General features: G+C 40.7%; 39 protein-coding genes, 1 tRNA gene and 1 pseudogene. 8 read left to right on the top strand and 33 right to left on the bottom strand.

The features are described from left to right. The first annotated feature begins 161 nt into the window (after positions 1–161). The 7 genes from BKK47_RS10185 to mtgA all read left to right on the top strand — a co-directional run bounded on the left by BKK47_RS10185 (position 162) and on the right by mtgA (position 5,640). A complete protein-coding gene (locus BKK47_RS10185) occupies positions 162–908 on the top strand; it encodes a hypothetical protein (protein ID WP_077494731.1) in 747 nt (248 codons plus the stop codon). Further along, positions 909–1,469: a septation protein A gene (locus tag BKK47_RS10180; RefSeq protein WP_077494730.1), complete on the top strand. Its 561-nt coding sequence runs from the start codon at positions 909–911 to the stop codon at positions 1,467–1,469. After that, on the top strand, positions 1,469–1,924 hold the full coding sequence (gene yciA, locus BKK47_RS10175; RefSeq protein ID WP_077494729.1) for an acyl-CoA thioester hydrolase YciA: 456 nt from the start codon (positions 1,469–1,471) through the stop codon (positions 1,922–1,924). The genes BKK47_RS10180 and yciA overlap by 1 nt, the downstream gene beginning before the upstream one ends. Before the next feature lie 38 nt (positions 1,925–1,962). Continuing rightward, positions 1,963–2,259, top strand: a complete 297-nt coding sequence (locus BKK47_RS10170; RefSeq protein WP_059365679.1) for a YciI family protein — start codon at positions 1,963–1,965, stop codon at positions 2,257–2,259. A gap of 132 nt (positions 2,260–2,391) precedes the next feature. Further along, a complete protein-coding gene (locus BKK47_RS10165; protein WP_077494728.1) occupies positions 2,392–4,572 on the top strand; it encodes a transglycosylase SLT domain-containing protein in 2,181 nt (726 codons plus the stop codon). Between the two features lie 32 nt (positions 4,573–4,604). Then, the gene (gene trpR / locus BKK47_RS10160; protein ID WP_077494727.1) at positions 4,605–4,910 is read left to right on the top strand and encodes a trp operon repressor; all 306 of its coding nucleotides are present in this window, start codon (positions 4,605–4,607) and stop codon (positions 4,908–4,910) included. Further along, positions 4,897–5,640 (top strand): monofunctional biosynthetic peptidoglycan transglycosylase, encoded by a 744-nt coding sequence (mtgA, locus tag BKK47_RS10155; protein ID WP_077494733.1) that lies wholly within the window; start codon positions 4,897–4,899, stop codon positions 5,638–5,640. The genes trpR and mtgA overlap by 14 nt, the downstream gene beginning before the upstream one ends. A 99-nt stretch (positions 5,641–5,739) precedes the next feature. Here mtgA and BKK47_RS12835 read toward each other — a convergent pair. From BKK47_RS12835 to BKK47_RS10005, 32 genes and pseudogenes are all read right to left on the bottom strand, one after another. Beyond that, positions 5,740–5,844 (bottom strand): annotated as a pseudogene (locus BKK47_RS12835) (D-ribose ABC transporter substrate-binding protein); the annotation flags it as partial. Between the two features lie 12 nt (positions 5,845–5,856). Beyond that, positions 5,857–7,278 (bottom strand): sucrose-specific PTS transporter subunit IIBC, encoded by a 1,422-nt coding sequence (locus BKK47_RS10150; protein WP_077494726.1) that lies wholly within the window; start codon positions 7,276–7,278, stop codon positions 5,857–5,859. Positions 7,279–8,049: 771 nt separating this feature from the next. Further along, on the bottom strand, positions 8,050–8,358 hold the full coding sequence (locus tag BKK47_RS10145; protein WP_077494725.1) for a BrnA antitoxin family protein: 309 nt from the start codon (positions 8,356–8,358) through the stop codon (positions 8,050–8,052). A gap of 21 nt (positions 8,359–8,379) precedes the next feature. Beyond that, on the bottom strand, positions 8,380–8,694 hold the full coding sequence (locus tag BKK47_RS10140; RefSeq protein WP_077494724.1) for a helix-turn-helix domain-containing protein: 315 nt from the start codon (positions 8,692–8,694) through the stop codon (positions 8,380–8,382). Positions 8,695–8,704: 10 nt separating this feature from the next. Next, a complete protein-coding gene (locus BKK47_RS10135; protein WP_077494723.1) occupies positions 8,705–9,037 on the bottom strand; it encodes a type II toxin-antitoxin system RelE/ParE family toxin in 333 nt (110 codons plus the stop codon). A 544-nt stretch (positions 9,038–9,581) separates the two neighbouring features. Next, a complete protein-coding gene (locus BKK47_RS10130) occupies positions 9,582–11,777 on the bottom strand; it encodes a DUF927 domain-containing protein (RefSeq protein WP_077494722.1) in 2,196 nt (731 codons plus the stop codon). Beyond that, the gene (locus BKK47_RS10125) at positions 11,765–12,220 is read right to left on the bottom strand and encodes a hypothetical protein (RefSeq protein ID WP_077494721.1); all 456 of its coding nucleotides are present in this window, start codon (positions 12,218–12,220) and stop codon (positions 11,765–11,767) included. Before BKK47_RS10125 ends, BKK47_RS10130 begins: the two co-directional genes overlap by 13 nt. Further along, positions 12,213–12,377: a hypothetical protein gene (locus tag BKK47_RS12485; protein ID WP_158074768.1), complete on the bottom strand. Its 165-nt coding sequence runs from the start codon at positions 12,375–12,377 to the stop codon at positions 12,213–12,215. The genes BKK47_RS10125 and BKK47_RS12485 overlap by 8 nt, the downstream gene beginning before the upstream one ends. Next, a complete protein-coding gene (locus BKK47_RS10120) occupies positions 12,370–12,906 on the bottom strand; it encodes a hypothetical protein (protein ID WP_077494720.1) in 537 nt (178 codons plus the stop codon). Before BKK47_RS10120 ends, BKK47_RS12485 begins: the two co-directional genes overlap by 8 nt. Further along, positions 12,893–13,072: a hypothetical protein gene (locus BKK47_RS10115; RefSeq protein WP_077494719.1), complete on the bottom strand. Its 180-nt coding sequence runs from the start codon at positions 13,070–13,072 to the stop codon at positions 12,893–12,895. The genes BKK47_RS10120 and BKK47_RS10115 overlap by 14 nt, the downstream gene beginning before the upstream one ends. After that, complete coding sequence (locus tag BKK47_RS10110) at positions 13,065–13,427, bottom strand: hypothetical protein (RefSeq protein ID WP_077494718.1); 363 nt, start codon at positions 13,425–13,427, stop codon at positions 13,065–13,067. Before BKK47_RS10110 ends, BKK47_RS10115 begins: the two co-directional genes overlap by 8 nt. Beyond that, positions 13,420–13,821 (bottom strand): hypothetical protein, encoded by a 402-nt coding sequence (locus tag BKK47_RS10105; protein ID WP_077494717.1) that lies wholly within the window; start codon positions 13,819–13,821, stop codon positions 13,420–13,422. The genes BKK47_RS10110 and BKK47_RS10105 overlap by 8 nt, the downstream gene beginning before the upstream one ends. A 1-nt stretch (position 13,822) precedes the next feature. Beyond that, on the bottom strand, positions 13,823–14,035 hold the full coding sequence (locus BKK47_RS10100) for a hypothetical protein (RefSeq protein WP_077494716.1): 213 nt from the start codon (positions 14,033–14,035) through the stop codon (positions 13,823–13,825). Then, positions 14,028–14,546, bottom strand: a complete 519-nt coding sequence (locus BKK47_RS10095; RefSeq protein ID WP_244149137.1) for a host cell division inhibitor Icd-like protein — start codon at positions 14,544–14,546, stop codon at positions 14,028–14,030. The genes BKK47_RS10100 and BKK47_RS10095 overlap by 8 nt, the downstream gene beginning before the upstream one ends. Next, entirely contained in the window at positions 14,546–14,734 is a 189-nt protein-coding gene (locus tag BKK47_RS10090; protein ID WP_077494715.1) for a hypothetical protein, read from the bottom strand. Before BKK47_RS10090 ends, BKK47_RS10095 begins: the two co-directional genes overlap by 1 nt. An 87-nt stretch (positions 14,735–14,821) precedes the next feature. Then, positions 14,822–15,568, bottom strand: a complete 747-nt coding sequence (locus tag BKK47_RS10085; RefSeq protein WP_077494714.1) for an antA/AntB antirepressor family protein — start codon at positions 15,566–15,568, stop codon at positions 14,822–14,824. Then, positions 15,558–15,851, bottom strand: coding sequence for a hypothetical protein (locus BKK47_RS10080; protein WP_077494713.1), 294 nt, complete (start codon positions 15,849–15,851; stop codon positions 15,558–15,560). Before BKK47_RS10080 ends, BKK47_RS10085 begins: the two co-directional genes overlap by 11 nt. A 239-nt stretch (positions 15,852–16,090) precedes the next feature. Continuing rightward, on the bottom strand, positions 16,091–16,471 hold the full coding sequence (locus BKK47_RS10075) for a hypothetical protein (protein WP_077494712.1): 381 nt from the start codon (positions 16,469–16,471) through the stop codon (positions 16,091–16,093). 4 nt (positions 16,472–16,475) lie between these two features. Then, positions 16,476–16,706, bottom strand: a complete 231-nt coding sequence (locus BKK47_RS10070) for a hypothetical protein (protein WP_077494711.1) — start codon at positions 16,704–16,706, stop codon at positions 16,476–16,478. After that, positions 16,703–17,023, bottom strand: a complete 321-nt coding sequence (locus BKK47_RS10065) for a hypothetical protein (RefSeq protein WP_143529618.1) — start codon at positions 17,021–17,023, stop codon at positions 16,703–16,705. Before BKK47_RS10065 ends, BKK47_RS10070 begins: the two co-directional genes overlap by 4 nt. Positions 17,024–17,063: 40 nt before the next feature. Continuing rightward, positions 17,064–17,252, bottom strand: a complete 189-nt coding sequence (locus tag BKK47_RS10060; protein ID WP_077494709.1) for a hypothetical protein — start codon at positions 17,250–17,252, stop codon at positions 17,064–17,066. After that, positions 17,249–17,515 (bottom strand): helix-turn-helix domain-containing protein, encoded by a 267-nt coding sequence (locus BKK47_RS10055; protein WP_077494708.1) that lies wholly within the window; start codon positions 17,513–17,515, stop codon positions 17,249–17,251. Before BKK47_RS10055 ends, BKK47_RS10060 begins: the two co-directional genes overlap by 4 nt. A gap of 9 nt (positions 17,516–17,524) precedes the next feature. Then, on the bottom strand, positions 17,525–17,764 hold the full coding sequence (locus tag BKK47_RS10050; protein WP_077419666.1) for a helix-turn-helix transcriptional regulator: 240 nt from the start codon (positions 17,762–17,764) through the stop codon (positions 17,525–17,527). Between the two features lie 160 nt (positions 17,765–17,924). Beyond that, on the bottom strand, positions 17,925–18,485 hold the full coding sequence (locus BKK47_RS10045; protein WP_077494707.1) for a hypothetical protein: 561 nt from the start codon (positions 18,483–18,485) through the stop codon (positions 17,925–17,927). Then, on the bottom strand, positions 18,485–18,853 hold the full coding sequence (locus BKK47_RS10040) for a hypothetical protein (RefSeq protein WP_077494706.1): 369 nt from the start codon (positions 18,851–18,853) through the stop codon (positions 18,485–18,487). The genes BKK47_RS10045 and BKK47_RS10040 overlap by 1 nt, the downstream gene beginning before the upstream one ends. Before the next feature lie 107 nt (positions 18,854–18,960). After that, positions 18,961–19,755, bottom strand: a complete 795-nt coding sequence (locus tag BKK47_RS10035; protein WP_244149136.1) for a Fic family protein — start codon at positions 19,753–19,755, stop codon at positions 18,961–18,963. A gap of 74 nt (positions 19,756–19,829) precedes the next feature. After that, complete coding sequence (locus BKK47_RS10030) at positions 19,830–21,071, bottom strand: tyrosine-type recombinase/integrase (protein ID WP_077494705.1); 1,242 nt, start codon at positions 21,069–21,071, stop codon at positions 19,830–19,832. A 269-nt stretch (positions 21,072–21,340) separates the two neighbouring features. Further along, positions 21,341–21,426, bottom strand: a tRNA-Leu gene (locus tag BKK47_RS10025). A 22-nt stretch (positions 21,427–21,448) separates the two neighbouring features. Then, positions 21,449–21,790, bottom strand: a complete 342-nt coding sequence (gene secG / locus BKK47_RS10020; protein WP_077494704.1) for a preprotein translocase subunit SecG — start codon at positions 21,788–21,790, stop codon at positions 21,449–21,451. Between the two features lie 141 nt (positions 21,791–21,931). Beyond that, positions 21,932–23,854 (bottom strand): DNA topoisomerase III, encoded by a 1,923-nt coding sequence (locus BKK47_RS10015; RefSeq protein ID WP_077494703.1) that lies wholly within the window; start codon positions 23,852–23,854, stop codon positions 21,932–21,934. A 9-nt stretch (positions 23,855–23,863) separates the two neighbouring features. Continuing rightward, positions 23,864–24,466 (bottom strand): recombination mediator RecR, encoded by a 603-nt coding sequence (recR, locus tag BKK47_RS10010; RefSeq protein WP_077494702.1) that lies wholly within the window; start codon positions 24,464–24,466, stop codon positions 23,864–23,866. Positions 24,467–24,526: 60 nt separating this feature from the next. Continuing rightward, positions 24,527–24,856 (bottom strand): YbaB/EbfC family nucleoid-associated protein, encoded by a 330-nt coding sequence (locus BKK47_RS10005; protein ID WP_005629464.1) that lies wholly within the window; start codon positions 24,854–24,856, stop codon positions 24,527–24,529. A 115-nt stretch (positions 24,857–24,971) separates the two neighbouring features. On the opposite strand from BKK47_RS10005, the gene BKK47_RS10000 reads away from it, so the two are divergent. Continuing rightward, complete coding sequence (locus tag BKK47_RS10000) at positions 24,972–26,063, top strand: metallophosphoesterase (RefSeq protein ID WP_077494701.1); 1,092 nt, start codon at positions 24,972–24,974, stop codon at positions 26,061–26,063. A 45-nt stretch (positions 26,064–26,108) separates the two neighbouring features. Here BKK47_RS10000 and BKK47_RS09995 read toward each other — a convergent pair whose 3' ends face one another. Beyond that, positions 26,109–26,513, bottom strand: a complete 405-nt coding sequence (locus BKK47_RS09995) for a helix-turn-helix domain-containing protein (protein WP_077494700.1) — start codon at positions 26,511–26,513, stop codon at positions 26,109–26,111. Positions 26,514–26,591: the final 78 nt, after the last annotated feature.

Here is a 26,591-nt window from a genome sequence, read left to right as displayed (position 1 = left end):
CATTTAATAAAATTATTTAGACAAAATCAGTACAATTTTTAAGCTAACAACTTCAAATCACCAAATTTATCCCCTCTCAAGGAGTAGAATTTTATATAGATAAATGGCAGAACCCAATAAACAAGGTATAATTGCCTCACTTTTGACAAAGAGAAAATTGAATGAAAATTAACTTTACGCAGGTTTTACAAGATAGCTGGAATTTTTTCCGTAATCAGCAAAAAATAATGCTTCAGCTTGTATTAATCCTATTTATGACACAAGTTTTAAGCATATTATTAAGCCCATCGATTAATTCTCCAGAAGCCTTGGTCGATACCAATACTTTTGGTATGGCAAATATAGATGTCATTGGCTTTTTAACATCATTTTCTATCGCACAATTAGCAACGACTTTTTTGAGTGCGTGGGGATTGCTGACAATTCATAAAATCAACCAACAAAATTACCGCACTTTAGGGCAAACATTCGGTGCAACGCTTTCACGTTTTATTGGTGTTGTGATCTTAGAACTCATTATTGTTATTCCTATATTTCTTGGCTTATTTGAAATCGGTGCGGCAGTACTCACTAAAACCTCTCCCTCAATAATCTCGCTTGTAGCGATTATTGTCGGGATTTGGTTCTTTATACGTGTAAATTTATCTACCACCCACTACTTAACGTCGCAAGACAGTATCGGACAAAGTCTGCAAAAAATTTGGCTACAAGGGCGAACTCAAAAAAGCGCATTATTTATTTACGCCCTATTAGTGTATTTTGTTGTACCGACATTAGTTTTTCAACTCACTACGCTATCTAACAATATGGTTTTTATACTTATAGTAAGTGGCTTCGCCTCATTATTAAATATACTAATGCTGGTGGTAACCTATCGTTTTTACAGCTTATTTATGAAGGAGTCATAAGTGAAACAACTACTTGAATTTATTCCACTAATCTTATTTTTTATCACTTATAAACTTAGCGGCGTACGCGATGCGGCAATCGTCTTAGTGATTGCGACCATCTTGCAGATGGTGATCTTAAAATGGAAATATGGCGCCATTGAAAAACAACAAAAAATCATGGCAAGTGCGGTCGTTTTTTTCGGACTTTTAACCGCTTATTTCAATGAATTACGTTATTTGCAATGGAAAGTCACTATTGTAAATGCGCTTTTTGCCATCATATTGCTTGTGGCACAATTTCAATTCAAAATACCTTTAGTGAAAAAATTACTCGGTAAAGAAATTAAGTTACCGGAGCAGGCTTGGAATAAACTCAATCTCGGCTGGGCAATTTTCTTTATCATTTGTATGTTGGTGAATATTTATATTAGCCGCAATATGTCGGAAGAAGCCTGGGTTGATTTCAAATCTTTCGGCTTAATTGGAATGACGATAATTGCCACGCTAATTTCCGCTGCTTACATTTATAAATATTTACCAAAAGACGAACAAAATAACCACAAAGATGGAGAGAATTAATGTCCTCAAATTTTATTGATAAAGATGGTCGCCAATCGAAAGGCGTATTACTACTCCGCACCCTTGCTATGCCTTCCAACACCAATGCAAACGGAGATATCTTCGGCGGCTGGATTATGTCGCAAATGGATATGGGCGGTGCAATTTTAGCTAAAGAAATTGCTCATGGACGGGTTGTTACTGTTGCCGTAGAAAGAATGAATTTCATCAAACCTATTGCAGTGGGTGATGTAGTATGCTGCTACGGTCAATGCCTAAAAATCGGACGCTCTTCTATTCAAATTAAAGTAGAAGTCTGGGTGAAAAAAGTTGCTAGTGAACCTATCGGTGAACGCTACTGCGTAACCGATGCAGTGTTTACCTTTGTCGCAGTAGATAGCAACGGTAAATCACGTAGTATTCCACGCGAAGACAACCATGAACTGGAAAAAGCCCTCGCCTCCATTCAAGAATAGGAAAGTCAACAAACTAAAGATATTTAAAGGAGAAAACAATGTATTACGTTATTTTTGCTCAAGATATTCCCGGCACCCTTGAAAAACGCCTTGCCGTTCGTGAACAACACTTAGCCCGTTTAAAACAGCTACAAGCCGAAGATCGTTTACTTACCGCCGGCCCAAATCCGGCTATTGATGACGAAAACCCCGGCGATGCAGGATTCAGCGGTTCTACCGTCATAGCTAAATTTGATAGCCTACTCGCCGCAAAAGATTGGGCTGCACAAGATCCTTATGTGGCAGCAGGGGTTTATGGTGAAGTGACGGTGAAACCGTTTAAAAAAGTGTTCTAAGGGAACTAATATATGAAAAAGCGAATCTAAGAATTCGCTTTTTTTGTTAATTAAACCGTATAAATTTGAGCATTGATACCGTAAAGCTCACTCCATCTAACAAGGAATAAATTCTCATTTTACAGGAATGGTATGAAAAAACTTCCCCTTATTTCCCTTGCAATTTTAACCGCACTTTCTCAATCCATCAGAGCGAATACAAATACCGATAAATTAGCAAACACACCACTCGTTAATCTCGCAGAAGAACAGTTGAAATGGCAGCAAAACCAACACCATGACGAGTTAAAACAGCTAAATCAGCGGGCAACATTCTTACAACTCGAAAATCTATTGAAAAGTGCGGTAAAAAATAACCGTGTTTTTGAAAACCGAGCGGTTTTTCTATCATTACTCCATTCTTTAGAAAGCTATCCGTTGCAAACTGATGCTTGGTTTGCATATTTTGATAGCCAAATAAAATCAGTTACTCGTGATACACCTTCAAGTGAAGTGATGGCATTAAAAAAAGATATTGAGGATTATATCTCTAAACATCCCCAACATTTTCTCCGTTCCCGCTTGGAACAAAGCATTCTTACCTTGCTAAATAACAATGGCTCCGAGCGTCTAGTGGATTATGCAAAAAAGATCAAACCAAATAGTTTGGAAATGCAAATTGCCACATTAAACATGGAATATCAGATCACTCAAAAATCATCGGAATTAAATAAAAATCAACCAACTCAAGAAGCGGATATTTTGAACCGCTTTGAAACATTCTGGCTCAATAATGGCGAGCTTACGAACGATTCCGAGCTATGGAAAAAATGGTATTCCAAGGGTGGCAGGACAGCAGACAAAATTTATCAAAAAGCGCAAAACTTATTTACAAAAAAAGATGTGAAAGGTTTAGTATTGCTGGCGGGAGAATTAGAGAATCCCAATAATCTAAAAGACGATCCAACAATCCTGACAAAGCTACAACTTTATGCTGATTTACTAAAAAATCCGCTAAATTTAAAAGCACTTGCAGATACATTACCTGATGACAAGAATGGCAAAATCCAAGACCAATTTGCCGTCATACAAGGATTTTCACGTTATTTACGCATGCTCCCCGAAAATATGGATAACCCCGATTTTGCCCCTTATTTACAATGGGCAAAAAACTGGCAATTAAACGACACACAAATTCGTGATTGGAAAATCACGTTTATCAGCCGTTTTTTTGATAATGAAACCCCTCATTTTCAGCAATGGCGTGATACAGAGATATTAGCATTAAATGCCGATAATCTGATTGAACGCCGACTACGTATGGCAATTTGGCAGAAAACCGATCTTATGCCTTGGTTAAATGCCCTTTCAAAAGAAGGCAAGGAAAAACAAGAATGGCGTTATTGGCTCGCAAAAAGTGATCCACAAAAAACACGAGAAATTTTAACCGCACTTTCCAAAGAACGTGGTTTTTATCCAATGTTAGCCAAAGCCATGCTTAGCCCTCAAAATCGTGGTGCGAACTATCGCATTGAATTGCCTCAATCCACATTAAATGATAAAACGAAACTTGCTCTTATAAAGCATCACCGTGCCGCATTAGAGGAAATTGCCGAACTGCGACAATTAGATTGCCTAGGTGCAGCCAAACAGCGTTGGCGTTTTCTGCTTGAAAATATTTCCAATGAATCAAAACAAGCTAAGCAAATTGCTTTGAGTGAATATGCGAATCGACAAGGTTGGTTTGATTTAGGTGTGGACGGCTCAATTATTGCGAAAGCATGGAATCATATTTCCTTACGACTGCCAAACGCTTACCAAGGCTATTTTGATATTACTTTAATGCCTCAATCAGTAAAAACCGATAACTCCATAAGTAAAACCTTTGCAATGGCAATAGCCCGTCAGGAAAGTGCTTGGAATCCAATGGCACAATCTTCTGCCAATGCTCGCGGATTAATGCAGCTTTTACCAAGTACCGCCAAAGCAACCGCCGATCACAATCAATTACCTTATCAAACGGAAAAGGATTTATTCAAACCATTCAATAATATTTTGCTCGGAACAGCACATTTAAATGAACTGAATATGAAATACCCGAATAATCGTATTCTCATTGCCGCCGCATACAATGCCGGATCAAGTAGGGTGGAAAAATGGCTGGCAAGGTCGGGAGGAAAATTAACGATGGATGAATTTATCGCCTCAATTCCATTTTTTGAAACCCGTGGTTATGTGCAAAATGTATTGACCTATGATTTTTACTACCAACTATTACAACATAAAGAAAATCCACAAACCTTTAGCCAGGAAGAGTTTGATCGGCTATACTAAGCGCACTAGTTTAATAGTATAGGATGAGATTCATGTATATCAGTCGCAATTTAGATCAATGGAATGCTTTTCTTGCCATGCTACAAACGGCTTTTGAACAAGGCAAAGCACAAGATTTTTTAACCTTGCTTCTCACCGCTGACGAACGCGATGCTGTGGGCTTGCGTTTACAAATTGTCTCACAGCTATTAGACAAAAATTTATCTCAACGTGAAATCCAACAAAATCTGAGTACCAGTGCCGCCACCATTACACGCGGTTCAAATATGATCAAAACCATGGATCCGAATTTTATAGAATGGGTAAAACAACATCTTGATGACGTTGAAAAAAACTAAGCAAATTTTAAGCGCAGTTTTACGGTTATTTAGTCCCAAATGGTGGAAGAAAAATTGGCAGAGCATCGCAATCCGATTTTTCTTCGCCATTTTTGCTTTTATTCTGCTTTTTCGCTTTGTTCCCGTGCCTTTTTCTTCTTATATGGTTCAACAGCAAGTTGGACATTGGTTACAAGGCGATTTCCATTATCGGGCGAAATCGACTTGGGTGAGCCTTGAGAAAATTTCGCCACATATGCAACTTGCCGTAATTGCAGCGGAAGATCAAAAATTCCCCTCTCATTACGGTTTTGATTTCACAGCCATTCAAAAAGCATTCAAATATAACGGAAAATCAACACGCAAAATTCGGGGCGGATCTACCATTTCCCAACAAACTGCCAAAAATTTAATGTTGTGGCACGGACAAAGTTGGCTACGTAAAGGATTAGAAGTGCCGGCTACGACGTTATTAGAGCTAGGTTGGTCAAAAAAACGAATTTTGGAAGTCTATTTAAATATTGCGGAGTTTGGCGAAGGGATTTTTGGTGTTGAAGCGGCAAGCCGTTTTTACTTTAATAAATCAGCAAAAAATTTGACACAATCCGAAGCAGCATTACTGGCAGCCGTTTTGCCAAATCCTATTATTTATAAAGTCAAAAAGCCGAGTGCATTGGTACGCAAAAAACAGCAATGGATTATCAGGCAAATGAGAAATCTGGGAATAAATTATTTAAAACGGCTAGATTAACGGTTATGTAGCAAATGCACAAAAATAGAAATTTCAACGACATGTAGGGACACAAAAACAGATTTGTGCAGCGGCTAGATATAATACCGTAGATTAAAAAAGTGCGGTCACAAAAAACAACGTTTTTTGAACGTTGGCTTTGCCAACAGCCCCGATAGGGGGGAACAAACGAGTAAGCGAGTTTGTGAATAATTTAAACCGCACTTTTTTTAGAAATTAAGCTGTTACGTTTGCACGTTTTACCATCACAAAAGATAGGCTAAATGCCACGATAAAAGAAATCGCCATACCAATGCTGTACATTGCAAGGCTATCCGGTTTGATTGATGGCACCCCCAAGAAACCGGCAGCTCCTAACGCAATAGCTTTTACGTTAAAAAATGCGATGAAAGCACTTGCCAAACCAGAACCAATCATTGCCGCAAAGAACGCTTGGCGATAACGTAAGTTCACCCCAAACATCGCCGGCTCGGTAATCCCTAATAAAGCAGAAATCCCTGAAGGCACCGCCAAACCACGCACTTTTGGATCTTTTAATGCTAATGCTACGCCTAAACAGGCTGCACCTTGTGCAATGTTAGACATTGCCGCAATTGGGAAGATAAACGTACCGCCCGTGTGTGCAACATCGGCTAATAATTGGGTTTCTACCGCAATAAAAGTTTGGTGCATACCGGTGATAACAATCGGCGCATAGAATGTACCGAAAATTGCTCCTCCTACAAAACCAAGGGTATCATACAACCAGGTTAAACCCACTGAAATGATTGAACCCGCCTCACGACCGAACGGCCCGATCACAGTAAATGCCAAGAAACCGGCAATAAAGAGCGAGCATAATGGGGTAACAAGATTATCCAGATAAGAAGGCACAAACTTACGGAATGTTTTTTCCAGCGTTGCGAGTACCCAAGCGGAAATGATAGTTGGGATCACCGTTCCCTGATAACCGACTTTCTCAATTTCGAGCCCAAACACTTTCCAATATTGAATATTGCCTTCCATTAAGGTTTTCGCATAGTTCCAACCGTCAGCCAAAGCAGGGTGAACTAAGAGCATCCCCAAAGCTGCCCCCAAGAACGGATTACCGCCAAATTTACGGGTGGCGGAAAATCCTAGTAGGACAGGTAAAAATACAAAAGGAGCATTGGCTATCGTATTGATGAAATCGACTAAATCAGAAACTTCAGGATATTTACTTACAACCGAATGCCCTTCCCAAAAGAAACCGACAGAGGTTAGCATGGAGTGAATCCCCATCAACAAACCGCCTGCCACAATCGCCGGAATAATCGGTACGAAAATATCCGCCAAACCTTTCACCAGACGTTGTAATAAACCTTGGTTGCCGGCGGCTGCCTCAGCAACCTCTGCTTTACTCACATCACCAATCCCCAGTTGCTTGGTTAATTGTTCGTGAACTTTATTCACCGTACCGGAACCGAAGATAATTTGATATTGACCGGCAACAGAAAACTGTCCTTTCACGCCCTCAATATTATCAATACCTTCTTTATCAACTTTGCTTTCATCGTTTAAAACGATACGCAAGCGCGTTGCACAATGTGCTGCTGTGGCAATATTACTTTTACCACCCAATTTCTCTATCAATTGTTCTGCAATTTTAGGGAAGTTCATAAGTATCTCCTAATTAAGTTAAAAAATAAAACTGACAAATTCCGAATAAATAAATTAATGTAAAAAAGCCTTTCGAGATGTTACGAAAGGCTTTGAAAAATATTGTGGTGCCTGGGCGAGACCTGAATCAAAAACATAACAACTTGAAAACATTAAACAAAATAAACAAAAAAAGAATAAAGCACAAAAATATACTGCTAAATCTACTACTAAAATCAAAAGTCACCCACTAAAAACCATCTCCTTGTGAAATTATTATATCGCAAAGAAAGAGGGTTATCCAATGACAGCCACTCTAATTTAAGCCGCATAAATTTCCTTTTTTTATGGACTCGCAAAAATCTCTTTTGAATAATATTTCCTTTTTTTGGTCTCGTTGTTTATTCTCAAGTTGAGGTTAAGTTATTAAGTAAAATTTAATAACTGGCAAAATAACTTTCACCGTTGGTGGATGTTGAAACATGTCGAAAGAATTACATGATAGTTTCCAGCAAGTGAAAAAGGTACTCCTAGACGGGGTGGGCGTTCCACGGGGTTTAGGGCCATCATCATCTTTCTAACAAAATTCAAATTTTGACGTTTATTATTCAATTAGGTGTTCGTGTCATACGAATGCCTCAATCGTTCGCATCATACGAATCGTTCAACCGTTACCATATAACCACGGTTCACATCTCCTCAAATTTGAGGGCGTTAAATTTTCACTCGCGCGCGTACTGCTCCCTAAATTCAATAAAAAAAGGCTCAATGCACCGCACTAAGCCTTTTAAATTATGCTGTTTTGATATGATTCAATAGCACTTCATTGATCCGAGTTTGCCAACCTTGCCCCGTTGCTCTGAACGCTTGAATCACTTCAGGGGATAATCTTAACGTGATAGACTGCTTAGTCGGTGATTTCTGTTTGCCTCGTCCTGTTCGAATTTTCCCTTGTTGTTCCATTTCTTTTTGATGGGCTTTTACCATTGCCATAAATTCAGGTGGCATAACCTCTGCTAAAGGTTTAGCTAGAGCAAAATCAGCCTCTGTCAATTCCCTAATTTCACCATCTGCATTAATAAGCGGTTCTCTGTGTTTCATATCTTTTCAGCCCTCGCTTATCTATACCCTTGCTAATTCTTCAAAAATCTGCGGTGAACGTTCCACCATTCGCAATAATAGCATTGCTTGCTGATTAGGCTTGCTTTTGCCTTGCTCCCATCCTTGATAGGTTCTCACGCTTGTTCTTAATTTTTGGGCAAACATTGATTGAGATAGTTTTAGGCTTTCCCGGATTGCTTTGATTTCGCTTGCTTTCATCTCCAGCGGTTCGGGACGGTTTAGTGTGTAACTAGGTAATTCAATTTCGCCTTTTTGGTGTGCTTGAATTTCTTTCAAGCCTGTCATCAACTCATTAAATAAATTTCTTTTTGTCATTCTCTAGTCCTCACTGTTTTTTAATTTCTTCAACGACTGCCCTCAATGCTTTGCGCTGCTCATTGCTCAAGTCGTCCATTTCGCTTTTTTGGTAAGCAGTAATCAAGTAAATATTTGCTTTGTTATCTTGATAATAGTAAATCACTCTCGCCCCACCTCGCTTGCCTTTGTTGCGTGTGCTATCGGCTATTCTTACTTTACGAAGTCCGCCCAATCCTTGAATTAAATCGCCTTTCTCCGGGCTTTCTAATAGCTCATTTTGAAAAACCCTATATTCATCATCACTAATATATTCTGCACGATATTTAGAAAAGGGTGTTAATTCCACAAAGGTTAGGTTCATTTTTTAGCCTTATACTTGATTTGCGTACATTATACGCAAATGGCGTATAGTAGGCAATGTTATTTGATAAGATTTTACCTATGGATCAAACTAAGACTTTCCACCACCTAAAAAATAAAAAAGTGTATAGATATACGAAAATCGTTAGACACACTAGACACAGCCGATTTTTAGAAAAAATATTTTTATTTTTCAAATAGTTAAGCCTCATTTTTGTGTCTAAACGCATTAGACACACCTTAGACACAGCTAGACACACTTTAGACACATTAGTGAATTGTTCATTTTTTGATTAGACACAAAACCCCATTTTTTAGACACAAAACCCCTAAAATTAGACACAAAAAGGGTATTTTTAGACACAGTATTTTTATTAAGTGATTGATATATTTAGCTTTTGTTCTTTTGTGTCTAGTGTGTCTAAGTTTTTTTGATGTTTTCTACACACGGAAAAAAATTTTTTCGTTGGTGGATAAAAAAAGAGCAAATCATTTCTGATCTGCTCTTTGTTGTTTGATAGTCTGTGCCTTTCAAAATAGGCTTTTTATTCCCTTTCTTCGCTTTTGTCGTCCTCTTCATCTAATACCGCCAACACATAGCAGCGGATTGTTTTATTGCCTCGGATGGCTCTCGGTAATTGTTTTCGGTATTTGTAACCGCTGGCATTTGAAGTTTCTAACATACCTGTGCCGGCTAAAACTTCATTCGCCTGTTTCTCATTAAAGCCTTTAATCACATCTTCAAGATAAACCTGTGGGAAAACCCAATATCGATCGCTTTCTTGGGGTTCTTTGCTGTCGGCAAGCTGGCGATAACCTGCCGTATCTCTCGGCTCTTGTTGGTTATGATTAAAGGGAAATTCAATAAACCGTGCGCCATTTAGCAATAACCAACCATTCACCTGTTCAATAATCTGTTTTTCCTCCCGAGAATGTAGCCCGTACTCGTTCACCCATTCATTAAAGCTGTGTAAAAGTGCGGTCTGATTTTCTGTGGTTTTCCAGCCGGTGAAAGGGCTTGCCAGTTGTAGGGCGGTTTCCAGTAAGGCAAAACGACCAGCCACCCGTTTAACTTGTGGGCTGGCGTCATTGGGTAGCGTTGCTTGCCATTGCTCCGCATAACGCTGATATTCAGCCACCACCGCTTGTTTATTTTCCAATAGCCACATAATCCACGCTTTGCCCATTGCGCCATAATAACGCTTTGTCATGGCATTTAAATGGTCTGCATGGGCTTTGCCATTGCCAAAATGATAAAACGTACTGGCGGGCTGAATAGGGATATTTAACAAGCGCACTAATTGCCCTGCATTGGTTCTGATGTTGTCCTGTTTGAGATATAACTCTAAATCTTGCTCACCGGTGGAAAAGGCAAGAATGCGCCAGCGGTTTAGCTCTCGGTTTCCGCCTTCCTTTGCCCCTTGGATTTTCCCTACACCATTAAATAACGCGTAAGCGGTCTGTTCTACGTGCTTTTTACTTGCCCCTTGTCCGATTTCATCAAGGGGAATAAAGCCGTCATTTCGTGCGGCTGCCTCGTTAATTAAGCCTAGGCTGGTGCCGTTCCATGATAACCGGATTAAATCAGGCTCACCATAAATTGAACTGGCAATATTGGCGATAGTCGTTTTCCCTGCGCTGGATTTTCCGAACAGGTGAACGCCAAAACTCTCCGCCCCAATCAAGCCAATCAAAGGGGCAGCCAACGAACACGCCACGCCCAACATCATAGAATGATTGCCCTTGAGATATTGCCCGATTTCCTTTTGCCAGTCGCTTAACGTGCCTTTGGCTTGATAGCCTGCGGTGGTGGCTGATTTGTTGTTGAAGTAAACGGGCTGATTCGGTTTCCCCAATACTTCACCATTCGGCAAAATATACGCGTTAAAATCCGCCTGCCAACCTGTTTCATTCACAATCTGATAAATCGGCTTGTCTTGTGTATCTTGGAGATAATCCGCGAGGTGCGGTTTTAAGCGTTGGCTATTGGTGAGCCTAACGCCCTTTTGCTTGAGCAGTTGCCACCCCGCACGCTCACCAATTTCCGCCCACGGGAGAGCGATTAAAGTCGGTTCGGTTTTGCCCTGCGCTTGGAAAGAGAGCATAGAAAAGTAATCACTCTCGGAAATGCCTACGCCCACCACATCCACACAATCCGCCAGCCATTCGCATTTATCAACCATCTCGCCTGTGTCTTTGTCTAACTTCGGAACAACCCTAAAAAGCCCCGCTATGCCGTTTTCCTTGCGTTTTTCGGTGTAAGGTTGATGATTATCTCGGGTTGATTCGCAAATGAGCTGAATTTCACCGTGATAAGTTTCGCCCTTGCGTATGCGCTGAATATATCGGCTTACATCTTCAATCATCTGCAAGGCTTCATCACAATACATCACACTTTCGGCTGCCGTATGTTTGGCAAGATTCAAATAAACCGCTTCTAAAACTTCCGTGTCTAACGCATTCCCACCATTTGCCCGAATTAAACGAACATAACGGGCGTTTTTCGGGGCAATTCGCAATGATTGAATAGATTCTAAGGCTTTATCGTCCACCACCACACAAGGCGATTTACGGGCGTTTTCACCTAAGGCATTTTCAAGGTCGATTTCAACCGCACTTTTACCCGATTCATCAATATGCTTGGCAATCTCCCACGCCTGCAAGCCTAAGCAAATTATGATTTCCGATTCGCCTGTTTGGTCTTGTACTTTCACAAAAGGGGCGTTTTTTAGTTTAGCCATTGTTGCCCTCCTGTTTCACTCGCTGTACGCTTTTCTATTTGAGCAAGGGCAATCTGTGCTTCTTGAGATATTAAAGCGATATTGGCGCGCAGAAAGCCTAATACAGTGAATTTCATTAAATCTTGCTGGATTTCTTCTGCACTTAAATTCGCCAACACATCATCTACATTGTGAACGCCTTTGCGTGCCGGCATTGATTGAATTAGCCATTTCTCCACATAATGACAATCAGCCACCAACGCCCGCAGATAATCATCATAGCCTTTCAGCTCGGCATTGGCGGGAATAATTGCCTCTCTTACACCGTCAAGCAGTGAAAACAAGGCGGGAAAAGCAGTTGCCCTATCTTCCGCACCACAAGCCAACGCCGCTTTCTCCCGTTCGGAATAGTCCGACCAGTCTAACTTTTCTTGTGAAGGATTAGATTTTGTTGTTTTAGCCATTGCTTACCCCTTGTTTCTTAATCAATACAGCTTGATAAATCACTTCATTCAAGGCTTTTTCTGATAGGTTCAATGCTTCCGCTAGGGTGCTTACCGTACCGAGTATGATTGGCTTATGTTGGCTATATCCGACGACTTGATAATTTACCTTACTCATTCGATACCCCTTGCAACTTCTCATTTTCAACGCGCTCGATATTGAGTCGGTCGATTTGTTCGATCACTTCATTGAATTTATAAATCAAATAGCCGTTGGCTTGATTGAAGTCTTTCAACGTGCCGGCATTGTCTTTTGTGAGGTTTGCACCTTGGGATTTCGCCAGCGCATTAAATAACTTTCCACCCGCCTTTAACCGTTCCACTAAATCCGCCATTTCCGACCGCATTTTTAGTTTGTGGTGGAAGTCATCAGGGTAAACATCTAAACAGCGTTGGTTACTCTCTAAAATAAGCTGAAATTGGCGGTTAATTTGCGCATAGGCGAACGCGAGGGGAGTAAGTGATAATTTCCCTTTGCCTTTTCCTTTAGTCGTTTCTTGCGTTTCCTGTTGCGTTTTTGGGGTTTCCTCAATTTGAGGAGACCGGCTATCGGTCTGATTCATTTCACGGACAAAACGATTGATTTTCTCTTGCTGGTGGTTTGCTTTCCATTGCTCAAGCTGTTTCATAGGGTTATTTGGTTTCATCGTTGCCCCCCGTGTGCTGAATTTCCACTATCGCTACATCACGATAGCTAAAATCATCTCTGTTTGATTCAACATAGGATTTGATTTCTTCTGCCCGTGCAAGGGCGACGCCTTCCGCACAAATAAACGTGCGCCCGTCTTGATAGTGTAGGGTGACGTTATTCATTGCCTTTGCCTCCCTTCATATTGCTAAGGTGAAATTCTGCATTGCCTGCGCTATCTCGTAACACATTGAGGAGGTAAGCATTCGCCTGAATCAATCCGCCTAAGTGTCTTACGGTGGCATTGTCTAAAGCGTTATGGCTGAAGTTCTGTTCTCGCTCATCGGTTAAACTGCCTAAGTGTTCCATCATCTTGCCTACGGCAAATAACCCATATTCAATCGATTCGCAAAGATTTTCCGATTCATTGCGCAAGGCTTTTAAATCTTTCTCGCTCATTGGGTTGATTTCGCTGTACTTGTTGAGTTTGTTAAAACTCGTGCAACTTTGAAGAACAGATAAAATAGATTGATTAAACATTTGCGCCCCCTTGTGTTGAAGATAAAACAGGGGTAGGGAATGCCGCTAAAAGTGCGGTCAGTTTTTGATAGGTTTTCATTTTGAAGGTTCTCGTAAGTTTGTGAATAAACTTACCACCAACAAGGGGCGGTAAGGGTTCAACTACTGCCTTCAAACAGTCCGCATTATTCGTACGGTTGCCCGTCTTATTTCTGCGTGTCGCCCTTACCGCAAATTCGATAAATGATAGGGTATGCCCAAAACTGGACGCACTCCCATTGATAGGAATTTGAGATAAAAAAATACCGCTTAAATAACGCTTGCGGTCTGCGTTGAAGGTTGTAGTGCCACAGATACTACCCACATCAACGGCATTTCGCAAGCTGTGATTTTGAACAGGGATATTTTTACGCATCTTACACCTCCCCTAAATCATTTAATCCGTTACTCATTAATTCGGCTGCACCTCGTAAGGCTGAAATTAATGCCGGCATATCGTCATTGTCTAAATCAGCACTGTTTACTAATAAATCTACAATGCTATAAGCCTGCCATAGGGTATTGGTCGCATTTTTTAAATGCGCTTGGGCTTTGTCGTCTAAGGTGTATGAGGTGGTAGCTTTAGGCATAGCTCACCTCCGAAAAAGTGCGGTCATTTTTAAGGTTGATTTTGCCGGCAAGGACAAGCACAAATTCACGGGCTAAAATGGCTCGGGCTTGTAATTCGCTGTCGGCATTAATGCGGATTTTTTGAATATGATTGGTTAAGTCGGTGCGACGTATAGCCGCAAAAATGAATTGATACATTTGCGTAACTCCACTGAATAGTTTTTCAAGAGTTACCGCTCGGAAGTTCTGAGGCTTTGGGCGGTAACGTGCAACGGGCTCAGAAACTGCGATCAGTGGAACACAGCAAAGGGCGAAACCTTTCCCGCTACACGCTACCATAGATAGACGCGCTAGGCGTTCTTTAGGTGTGTGTAAACCACGCATAAAAAAACACGCTTTCGGCGTGCTATGCGCCACTGATAGATAGTTCGAGTTCTGAGGCTCGGCGGTCGTTTTTTGCGACTGCGTGGGAATAATGCCAAAATTGAGTGCAGTTTGTAAAGTGTTTTTGTTGGATTTTTCAAAAGTCATTAGTTTGTCTCATAAATAATTATGGTGTTTTTGGTAATGGTGATCGATTGATAACGTTCAAAATCTAGCCCTTGTTGCCTCAAGCCTTTGAGGATTTTCGCCTTGTTGTCAAACCGGGCGATATTCTCTTGACTGCCTGCGTGGGTTGTACCGATTACGTCATAAATAGGTTTGTGCTTGCGTTTCATTGGTGTTTATCCGGCAAGACTGAAAGCAATAATCAAAAGGCTGATAAACATTAAAAATTCAATGATTTCTTCTAGCATTTTTGCCCCCTATGCCGCCAACTGCTCGCTTAAATAACGTTGGCTTAATTTCTGCAACTGTGCCTTGCGTTCTTGATAGCCGGTATCAAGCTCAATAAGTGCGGCGTTGGTGGCTTGTAGGGTTTTCAATAAGCGAAGTTGTGCCACATTGAAATAATCCCGCACGTTGCCTTTAATCCCTTTGAGAGCTTTCCATTTGCGAACATTTACCCCAAGCACTAAGCTGTCTAACATTTCTTGTTCTTGGCTGTAATGATAGGGTTTCGGCGGTGTGCCGTTTCGTTCTAATCGTGCTTTGATTGCCTCTGTCATTTCTCGGTTTCTGTCGATACTTTCCAACCGTTCAAGGGTTTTGGCTAAGGTGTTTTTATAAACCTTTGGTGCAACCTGTTTGAGCTGTTTCTCTGCCTCGATAAAATGCTGGCGAATTGCCCGCCCGATTTCGTTTTTCTCCATTAAGCAAAGGTGCTTGGCTGTGTCTAGGGTGATGATGTAATCAATGATAGGTTTATTATTCCCGCCTTTTTGGCTCGCCAATTTTGGCGAACCAATGGCGATATTTTGCACAATTACAAAATCTTGATTTTCAATAAATCCGGCTTGTTTAATTCGGGCTTTAATCCAGTTTGAATAATCACGCCCCACTTTCAAAAGTCTATGCACATTACGGGCATTAATTCCCTCTACGCCCTCAAATAGTTTCAAAGGGTGAGCAAGTAGGGCGGTGATTTCAGTTTTGGCTTGTTTAGTGTTCATCTGTCATTTCTCCTTGTCGTTGTTCCATTCGTTTTAGCTGTTTTTTCAAGGCGTAAAGCTGGGTTTCTAAGGCTTCATTCTCCCGCCCTAACTTTCGCCACGGCTCTAATTCGCTCTCTAAATCACTTATCTTGCGTTTTAGCACGTTCACCACCTCATCTATTGGATAAGGCTCAAAGTCGCTGTATAGGCTCAAAAAGGTGAATATCGTTGATGATTTCCGGTAGTGTTGAATCGCTTGTTTCAGTAATAAATCATTGTGTTTTGCAATGGCACATTTCATTTCAATTTATCCTTTGAAAGTGTGGTTTTATTGGGGGATCTTCCTTAAAAATACGTTGATTTGCGGATCGTTTTGGTATCGTTTTGTGATCGTTTAGAACGTATCAACCCGCACCATTACGCATTTCTTATGGTTTCCTTAACGGATACTTCATCACTTCAAAAGTGCTTCCGTTTTGCTTCCGTTTTGCTTCCGTGTCTTGCCGTTTTCTGGGCGGATCTTTATTTACCTTTTCGCCCTTAAACACGCCGCATTTTCTTACTCACTCGGCTTAGTAACTGTTGGTGTAATGCCTTAATCTCTGCCAGTGGGTCATAGTGTTGTGAGCGTTCATTTTGAAAAACCTTTCGCGCCTCATCAGTCATTAAATCCGTTCTTACTGTGGGTTTTCTGTAACGTGGCAATCTTTCCCGACGTGATAGCATTTCTGCCTTCTCAAACTCGATTAAAGCCTGTGTGCGGTAGTCGTTAAACAATTCACTGGCTTTGGCTCGTAACGTGTGAGGTTTCATTCTTGCCGCACGCTCTTCACCTAAAACCGACTTTAAAGCGTGAGTAGCATTGCCAATTCGTGCATAGGTTTTCGCAAAGTCTTTCCGTATGGCTTGCCCGTAACTCATTGCCCTAAACCCCTCTTAACTGCTCTTGAGCAATTTCAATCAGGCGATCTACATTGCCTAAGTGCCGGTGGATAGTTGCCCACATTTCCTTGTCTGTAATGTCGCTTTTTAGCGGTGCGCCTTTCGCCATATTGTCGGCAATGGAAATAATCCGTTCTAAATATTCCCTCGCTTGTTGCAATGTTGGTTTTTCTTGGCTGTCGTTTTCTTGAGTGTGGTTTGCTTGTTCGGTCATTGGGTTAAATCTCCCTTAACGTCCACCAACGGCAAATAAACTAATTCACCTCGTTTTTTATTGCTGGTGGTCAGTCTTTCAAATTCTTGGCGTAAGGTTTGAATATCCATTAAGGCAAGATTTGCCATCTCATTAATCAGGTCAAACACTTCATTCGGCTGCATCGGTGTTTTTGTGCCGTCAGGGTTAAGAGTTGATGCCTTGCCGGTAACGGCTGAACTTGAAAATGCCTCAATACGGCTAATCATCTCTTCAATGCCCGCCAGCGTTGCACTGTGTTGTTTTTTCTCATTGGTTGGTGTCATTGCATTGTTCATTGTGAAAATCGCTCTATGCTCGTTAAATTAAGGATTTTGATTAGCCTTTAATGGCTAAAATAAAATTGGCTAGGTTCGGTAATTGCCACAAAATCAAAGCGACAAATCCGCCTGCACCTAACATCAATAAAAAGCATTTAATCCCGCTTGAAATGTTTTCCCCGTATTTATCCGTACCTTGTTCGCTAATTTGGCTTGGTTCAATTCGGGGCTTTTTGTTTTGTCTCATTCGTGAAACTTCCCCTCTTTTTGGCTTACTTCGTTTTCGTGTAATACATAAACGCCTACTCGGTGTGTTAAGCCTGTGCTGTCGGTTTCATCTCGGTAGAAGGTATCAATCGCATAACCTTTATCCCGTAGCTCCTTGATTCGTGCCGGTGGGTAGTAAATCCCTTTGGCTCTTAATTCGTGGGTGCTATGCGGTCGTTCCTCTAAATGTCGCAGAATAAACATCTGCTGTTCATAAGTGCTGGTAGTGTTGATGGTTTCCATAATGCCGCCTTATGGTCGATTCTCGGCAAGTTTGGCTATGTAAGCGTTAATCTCGCTTTCAAGGTAGCCAACGGAATTTACACCTAATTGAATTTTCTTCGGGAAGTCAGGGCGATAACGTTTAGATTTTGGGTTCTGCCAGTCGGAAAAAGTGGATTTACTCACCCCAAAACGGCTAATAGCGTCATATCGTCTGATAATGCTGTCTTGCTGGTGGGCGGTTTGTGCCGTTGCGGTTTTCATTGGCATTGTGTTTTCTCCATAAGAATGATTGATATTGAATAAGCCTGTTTTGGCTTTCGTTGTGTCGGTGGGGATTATGGAGATAATGCAGCTATGATTTTCGGAACTTCCGATTTTTATTGAGTGGATTTTTCGGATTTAGGGAAAAGAAAAAAGCGGATGTCAATTAATCCGCTTCTTCTGTGATAGTGGAGAATGTTTTTATAGCTTTAGATAGTTTCCGCTGAAAGCTGTCTTTAGTTCTGATATTTATGCAATGGTTTTGGCTCTCTTGCTCTAATATGCTTGCTATTCTATCCGTGTAGATAGCTTGGCTTGGTTTAATAAATTTCTGTGGTTGTTGTTCCGCTAATCGAAAAGCTAAAAAACAAATAGCTTGTAAATGAGTTTCTTTTTCTCTGTCATTATATTTAACCTCATTCACTATTCTATGTACATCGTGATCCTTTCGGTTTAATGCTTGGCTTTTATATAGTTCGTTTTCTTCTTTTAATTTTGTGTTTTCATTTTTTAGTTCATCATTTTTTATCTCTAGTTGCTTTTCTCTTTCTGTTGTTATTTCGGTGTAAGTTTTTCGCCTTGGTTTTATGCTCTCATCATAAAAATCATCCACGTTTAAAATATATTTTAGAATTGGAATAGGCAAAAAAACGTCCTTTATTTCATCTTCATCATTTCGCGACGGTGAATAAGTGTTAATATTTTCAAAATCATCGTTTTCAAACATTAAAATGGTGTCCTTTTATTAATTCCGCAGTCTTCAATCTCCTCTAGTGTTGAGATTAAGTAGTCAAAAGGTAGTGGAGCTTCGCTTTCGTGAAGTTTTTTAGGAAGTCTAAAGGGAAGTAAAGGACCCAATTCTAGAAATTGTCGCTCTTGTGTCGTTAAATCCCCGTCAATCAGGGTGTCCATAAAATGAACTCTATTGTATTGATCTTGATAATCTTTGAACTTTCTTAAAAGAACAGTCGCAATTTTATTGTCTGATGATTTCGGATTGTGTTTGCGGATAAAAACAAAAAGACCGTAAAGGCTAATAAACCCATTTTTTCTTTCTGCCTCTATGTCTTGATATTCTTTTTCAATATCAATCATAAAACGCCCCTATGCGTACCCTATTCAGTGAGAACACGGCAAAGAACAAATAGGGTTATTCTCTTTCGGAGTGGGTAATTAAGCCACTCCTAGCCGTGTAAATTAGTTTATTCTTGTTTTCCGTTTACTGCGTCAATGTAACGCACTAACTCACTTTTCTCATAATTCGCAATGAGATTTAATAGCCTATCAGCCTCCCCTGTTCGGTGATAATCATCAAAGCAAGCATAATATTCCGCACGGTCTTTAAATTTAATATCCACCGGCAAATAACCGCACTTCATTAACTCAAAATTGAGTAGTAACCGCCCCGTGCGCCCGTTGCCGTCTATAAACGGGTGAATGCTTTCAAAAGCTAAATGGAGCCACGCAATCGCTTCTAGCGGGTGATGGTGGTTTAATCTATTTTGATATTCATCAAGTAATTTAGCCATTTCTTCCGCAATAAAGTGCGGTGCGGTAGGTTCGTTTTCCGCACCTAATATTTTCACCGGAATTTGTCGATATTTGCCCTTATGTTCAGCGTTACCCATTAAAACAAGAGAATGAATAGCTTTAATATCCCGTTCGGTTAAAGGCTCTTTCTCGTCCACCAACGAAAAAAGAAAACTTAATGCGTCTTTGTAACCAATAATATCTAAATGCTCTCTAATCGGTTTTTCTGCAATAGTCACGCCATCATTTAAAATGAGTGCTGTTTCTCTAAGGGTGATCGTGTTGCCCTCAATCGCATTAGAATTGTAAGTACTTTCAATTAAAAATTCTGTGCGTAAACGGTTCAATTCATCACGACTTAAGGGGGGCATTGTTGCCCGTTTTTGGTTGAGTTCGTCAATTTCTTGTAAAAGTATCGTATTTTTTGTCATTGGATAGTATAACACTCGAAAGGAACTGATAGGCATAGTATAACCTGTTATTATATCCAGTCAAAAGAAAAAGTGCGGTGAAATTTGACCACACTTTTAACTATCAATCTTTAAGCCACAATCTTTAAATGAGGAGCTATCGCTTGAAGTTGGCATTGCTCTACATAATCGCCCCACTTTTGTAAGGCTGTTCTTCTGTGTGGTAAGTACTCCGCTTTATTGTAAATGCCTCTAATTCCCTTAATAGTATGGGCAAGACATAGTTCTACAACATCCGGCAAAATGCCAGCCTCGTGTAGATAGGTACTCGCTATTTTTCTCAATCCGTGCGCTTTCAATTTGCCTTTATAGCCCAATCCATCCCTTATCGCTTTATTTGCTGTCTGCCCGCTTAAATGCCCACTCTCCGATCGTAAACTTGGGAATAAATAACCATTCAAAGAAAGGCGCTTAATATTGCCCAGTAGATATAGCGCTTGTTTAGAAAGCGGAATAATATGCGCCTCATTTCTATTGCTCTTCGTTTGTTTCATCTTATTGGCTGGAATTATCCATAGCCCTTTTTCTTCGTCAATGTCCGCATATTCTGCCGTAACAGCCTCATTTGGGCGAACCATTGTTAAAAGTTGCCATTGAATAAGATACTTAGTTATTAAATCAAGATTTGAATTTTCTAATCGGTCGAAAAAATCAGGGAGTTCATCCGGTTTTATTGTAGGAATCTCGCCACGTGAAGGCGATTCATAAGCAGTAATTATTTTTTCGCATGGATTATTTGGAATGATAAATAAAGAATAAACGGCATAATTCAGAATAGCATTGAGCAATTTTACCGATTTTCTAAACATCTCAGCCTTATTTTGGATATAGGGAACATCTAACGCTTGCTTTGCAATTATCGGAGAAATTTCATTAATCGGATAATCTGCCAGTATTGGGAATAGGTAATTTTCAATAATAGCCCAATATTTTTTTAATGTAAGTTCTTTGATATTGTTTTTTGATTCCTTCCATAGATTAGCCACCGTTTTAAACGTGTAAGCCTGTTGTAGTGCTTTTTCCTGCTCACCCTTTATTTTGTAAGTTCTTGGATCTACCCCCTGCGCTAACAATATGCGATATTCTTCTCTAATTTCGCGAGCCCTCAATAGCCCTATTTCGGGGAATTTCCCTAAGCTGATTTCAGTTCGTTTCTTCGTGATAGGTTTATAATAATTAAACCGCCACAGCTTCGCGCCGTTTGGTTGGATTGAAATAAAAAGCCCTCCACCATCATTAAGCGGATAGGCTTTATCTTTTGGCTTTGCTTTTTCTATTTGAGTGTTTGAGAGTGGTTTAGTAGTACGTGCCATAGTAGTACGCTGTTTTTTAGTAGTACGAACTGACTTCTTAGTTATTTCTTAGTAGTACAACTAAAACTAAGATAAAGCCAGTATTTACAAGGCTTACGGCGTTTTTAGTAGTACGCTTTTTTGCCTTGGTAGTATGATCCTACTAAACGTACTACTAAAATTCAAGGATTTAGTAGTATCTCATTGGCTTGCATTGGACAATAAAAAAGCCTTGAATCTAATATTTTCAAGGCTTTTCGGAGTTCTTTGGAATATATAAAATGTTAAGTTGGTGCTCTGGGCGAGACTTGAACTCGCACGACCTGTGGTCACTACCCCCTCAAGATAGCGTGTCTACCAATTCCACCACCAGAGCGTTAAATTTTATCTATTTTAATTTATTGCGGGATATCGTTATTTTTATTCTCTACTGAAGGCGCAGCCTGTTGTTGCTGAACTTGCTCCGCAGTTTTTGATAAGTCATCAAATGCACCTTTCTCTACATTGCTACGATGAGAATTTAAATTCCCCAAAACAAGTGCGATAACAAAAAACGCCGTTGCTAAAATCGCACTGGTACGGGTTAAAAAGTTACCGGCACCGGCCGAGCCAAACATTGTGCCTGATGCACCGCCACCGAAAGAAGCCCCGGCGTTTGCACCTTTGCCCTGTTGAACGAGGATAAACCCGATCAACGCAATAGCGACAACAACATAAATAAATAAAAGAACTTGATACATTTTTTCTACTCTAGATTGCGTACTACGCAAGAAAACTGGGGCGAATAATATAAATATTTCATCTTTTTCGCAAGTTTTTTTTCTTATTTATTGCTCGACTGTATCAACTTTAATCAACTTATTTTCCGATATGAAATTATTTCATTTTTTAACCGCTCTTTTTCGTGGTTTTTCTGAAGTTTGGCTTATTTGGCTTAACTGCCTCAAGGCATTGAAATCGACAAAACGTACCAAATCCGGCAACATCTGATTCACCCCATACATAAATTGTTGGTAGGTGGCTTGCTTTTGGCTAATATCGGTGAGTTGTGCTTCCCAATGTGCCGTCATATCCGGTTGGGTAGCGATATCCGGCAAAGCTTGAATCAAAATTCTCCCTGTTTCCGTACTATGAATATTGCGTCCTTTTTTAGTTAAAAACCCCCGTTTAAAGAGTAATTCAATAATACCTGCTCGGGTTGCTTCTGTGCCTAATCCATCGGTTTCCCGCAGAATTTTTTTCAATTCTTTGTCTTGAACAAAGCGGGCAATCCCCGTCATCGCTGAAAGCAAGGTTGCATCAGTAAAAGGTTTTGGCGGTTGTGTTTTTTTGCTAATCACTTCCCCACGCTCACAATACAAAATCTGCCCTTTCTTCACAATCGGTAATAAGGGTTCTTGATTTTCCGTATCGTCTTCTTTGCCAAGTAGTGCTTTCCAGCCTGCCACTTGTAAATTTCGTGCTTGCGCAATAAAGGTGCCACCGGCAATATTCAATGTAATTTTACTTTTACGATATTCCGCATCAGGACAAAATTGCATTAAATATTGGCGAGCAATAAGCTCATAAATATGGCGTTCTTCCCGGGTTAAATTCACTGCACGACTTTTCACCGTAGGAATAATTGCGTGGTGCGCCTCCACTTTTTTATCATTCCAGCAACGATTTTTTTGCTTGATATCCACTACATCCGGCAAGGTTTGATAGGTTTCACTATGAACAGAAATCGCTTTCAATACTTGGTGACGTTCGGAAAAATGTTCTTCCGGCAAATAACGATTATCCGAACGAGGATAAGTAATCAGACGGTGGGTTTCATACAATCGCTGACAAATATCCAACACCGCTTGTGCCGACATACCAAAGCGTTTCGCCGCATCAATTTGTAAGACGGATAAAGAATAAGGTAAGGGGGCGGTTTCTTTCTCTCTCACATCTTTATAATCCGTCACTTCCGCCGACTGTTCGGTAATACGTTTTACCACATTTTCAGCTAAGGCTTTAGAAAGCACACGCCCGTCTTCATCTTGATAATCTTCGCACGCCTTGCTGGGTTGCCATAAAGCACTGAAAAGTGCGGTCGATTTTTCCGATGTTTTTTCCCTCTGACTTTCAGGATTGATCCATGCCAGCACTTCATAGAAATCTTTCGGCTGAAAATGTTCGATGTCTAAATCTCGGCGTACAATCAACCCTAGCACCGGGGTTTGTACCCTCCCCACAGAAAGCACGCCATTATAGCCAGCCTGACGACCACGAATAGTATAAGCCCTTGTCATGTTAATGCCATAAAGCCAATCGGCACGCGCCCTTGCCAAGGCCGAGGTGGAGAGAGGAATAAAATTGCGGTTCGGCTGTAATTTATTAACGGCTTTTTCCACCGCACTGGGATTGAGATCGCTGATTAAGCAGCGTTGGATCTTATCACGCTTTTCTGCACTTAACTTTGCATAGCTAAACACCTCATCCACCAAAAGCTGCCCTTCTCGATCCGGGTCGCCCGCATTGATTAATTCGTCCGCTTGATGAATAAGTTTTTCCACCACCGCAAGCTGCTTTTTTGCCTCTTTACGTGGTAAAAGTTGCCATTTTTCAGGAATAATGGGTAAATGCTCTAATCGCCATTGTTTAAATTTGGGATCATAAACATCGGGTTCTGCCTGCTCCAATAAATGCCCCACACACCAAGTCACCACGTCTTTATCGCCACACTTAATAAAGCCATCACCACGTTGATGAGGTTTAGGCAATACATCGGCAATAGCCCGTGCTAAACTAGGTTTTTCGGCGATAAATAAACGCATAAGAAAAGATTAGTCGATTTGACGGCGACCAAGGAAAGAATGGGTCAGTGTGGTGCCATCAACGGTTTCGAGTTCCCCCCCCACAGGAATACCATGGGCAATACGGCTCACTTTGATATTGTGTTGACGGCAAATTTCCGCAATATAATTCGCCGTGGCATCACCCTCTACGGTAGGATTAGTGGCAAGGATCACTTCATGAAAAGATTCCTCTATCAAGCGTTTTTGCAATAAATCCAAACCAATTTCACGAGGCCCAATGCCATCAAGTGGCGACAAATGCCCCATCAACACAAAATATCGACCGGAAAATTGCCCTGTTTGCTCAATGGCTTGAATATCCGCTGGCATTTCCACCACACAAAGCAAACCGGAATTTTGACGGCGCGGATTATTGCAAATATTACACACGTCTTCTTCCGTGAAATTACGACAATGAGAACAATGCCCAATTTTAGACATCGCCTCGGTGAGCGCTCGTGCTAAATTCATTCCACCACTGCGATTGCGTTGCAGAAGATGATATGCCATACGCTGTGCAGATTTTGACCCTACGCCCGGCAAACAACGGAGATTTTCAATGAGATGTTCTAAAAGTGGACTGCTTTGCATAATGATAAATGAAAAGACAATAGGAGCTCGTGCGTGAACCACTCTTCACGCACCAAACAATTAAAAAGGAAACTTCATTCCCGGCGGTAATGGCATACCGGCAGTGACCGAGGCCATTTTTTCTTTTTGTAATTCTTCCGCACGACGTACCGCATCGTTGAATGCAGCAGCAATTAAATCTTCCAACATCTCTTTATCGTCTTCCATTAAAGAAGGATCGATATCAATGCGGCGACAATTATGCGCACCGTTAATGGTGATTTTCACCAGTCCTGCACCTGATTCACCGGTTACTTCAAGTTGTGCGATTTCTTCCTGCATTTTCTGCATTTTTTCTTGCATCTGTTGCGCTTGTTTCATCAAACCGCCCAAACCGCCTTTTCCAAACATAATGTTATCCTTTTAAGTCAAAAAATTAGGCGCATTCTAGCGAAAAAATTTGCCTTTGGAAACAGAGAAATTTATTATTCCGCTTTTTAGAATTTTGAGGAAAGCAGCGAACTTTATGGAACTCCGTTACTACATTATTTTTGCCATAGCCATTATCAGCTTACAATTATTTATCACGATTTTTAACCGCACATTACATTGGCTTTTTGCTGGAAAACTCTCGCCAAAAGGCAAAAAATATCTGGCATTCATCACTTTTAGCATACCCAATGCGCTTTTAATTGGTCAACTCCTGCAACTTTTTATGGCGGCGCGTATTATCGCTTTTATTCTCGCCTTATTGCTTTTTTCAGCCTTTGTCAGCCTCGGCATTGTGATCATTCATTTTCTTTTCAGCAAAACAAAAATCATCGCAAAAATCGACCGCACTTTACGCCTTGCCTATCCTTTCGCCTTGGCTGGATTACTCGGATTAAGCATTTACAACGCCTATGTCCCACGTCTTGTACATTATGAAATCACATTGGATAAGCCCATGAAACCGCTGAGAATTGGTGTCGCAAGCGATTTACACCTAGGCACATTATTTGGCGGGAAAGCCCTAGATAAACTGGCACAAATAATGGATGAGCAAAAAGTCGATTTAATCCTGCTCCCCGGCGATATTATGGACGATAATGTGACCGCCTATTTAGCGGAAAATATGCGTCCACATTTAGAAAAACTGCGTGCGCCATTAGGGGTTTATGCCACCCTAGGCAATCACGATTTTTTTGGACACCAAGAAGAAATTACCGCAGAAATCCGCCAAGCCGGCATTATCCTATTAAAGGATCAAATGGCAACCATTAATGACGAACTGGTTTTAATCGGACGAAATGACGATCTCGAGAAACACCGTCCAAGTACGGAAATATTGTTAAAACAGGCTAAACCGGATTTACCGATTATTGTCCTCGACCACCGCCCTTCCGAAGTGGAAATCCATTCAACATTGCCTTTTGATTTACAGGTTTCCGGCCACACTCACAAAGGGCAAATTTTTCCGGCGAATCTCATCACCTCCCTCACCTACCGCATTGATTATGGCTTAGAAAAAATCGGCAAGCCGTATTTTATGGTGACATCAGGCTATGGATTCTGGGGCATTCCAATGCGTTTAGGATCACAATCGGAAGTAGTCATTATAGATATGAAAGGGAAATAAAGTGCGGTTAAAAATGGGGATGTTTTTCATCCCCGTTTCAATTTCTTAATTTTGTAATTTTCTGAGTAACTCGAGCTCACGCTCTAAACCATGAATAATTTTGTCTTTTTGTAGTAATAATTCATCTTTGTGTGTCACCATTAATTGTAATTGTTGAATGGCTTTTTCTAAATTATCGTTGCCGACTGCAAATAAGAAATTGTTAGAATTTGTCGATTCAATGACTGAATTATTAAAATAAACTTTCTCGTTTTCCCCAAAAGCCAACAATTCACAAATATCCATCTCAAAGACTTCTGAAATTTGTTCCAAACGGGGTAAAGTCGAACGCACTTCGCCCCGCTCAATTTTGGCATACCCCGTTACCGACATTCCTAATTTCTCCGCCATATTTTCCTGAGATAGTTGGTACTGTTCACGTAATTGACGGATTTTTTCATTAATTTTCATCGTTTAGTCTCACAAAATGAAAGTACCTTATTAAGGTAACTGAGTGTAACTGTTGGTTAATTGTACACAAATTAATAC

This window comes from Rodentibacter mrazii, from assembly GCF_001998825.1.
GTDB classification, from domain to species: Bacteria; Pseudomonadota; Gammaproteobacteria; order Enterobacterales; family Pasteurellaceae; genus Rodentibacter; species Rodentibacter mrazii.
This window is presented reverse-complemented; position numbering and strand designations above follow the sequence as displayed.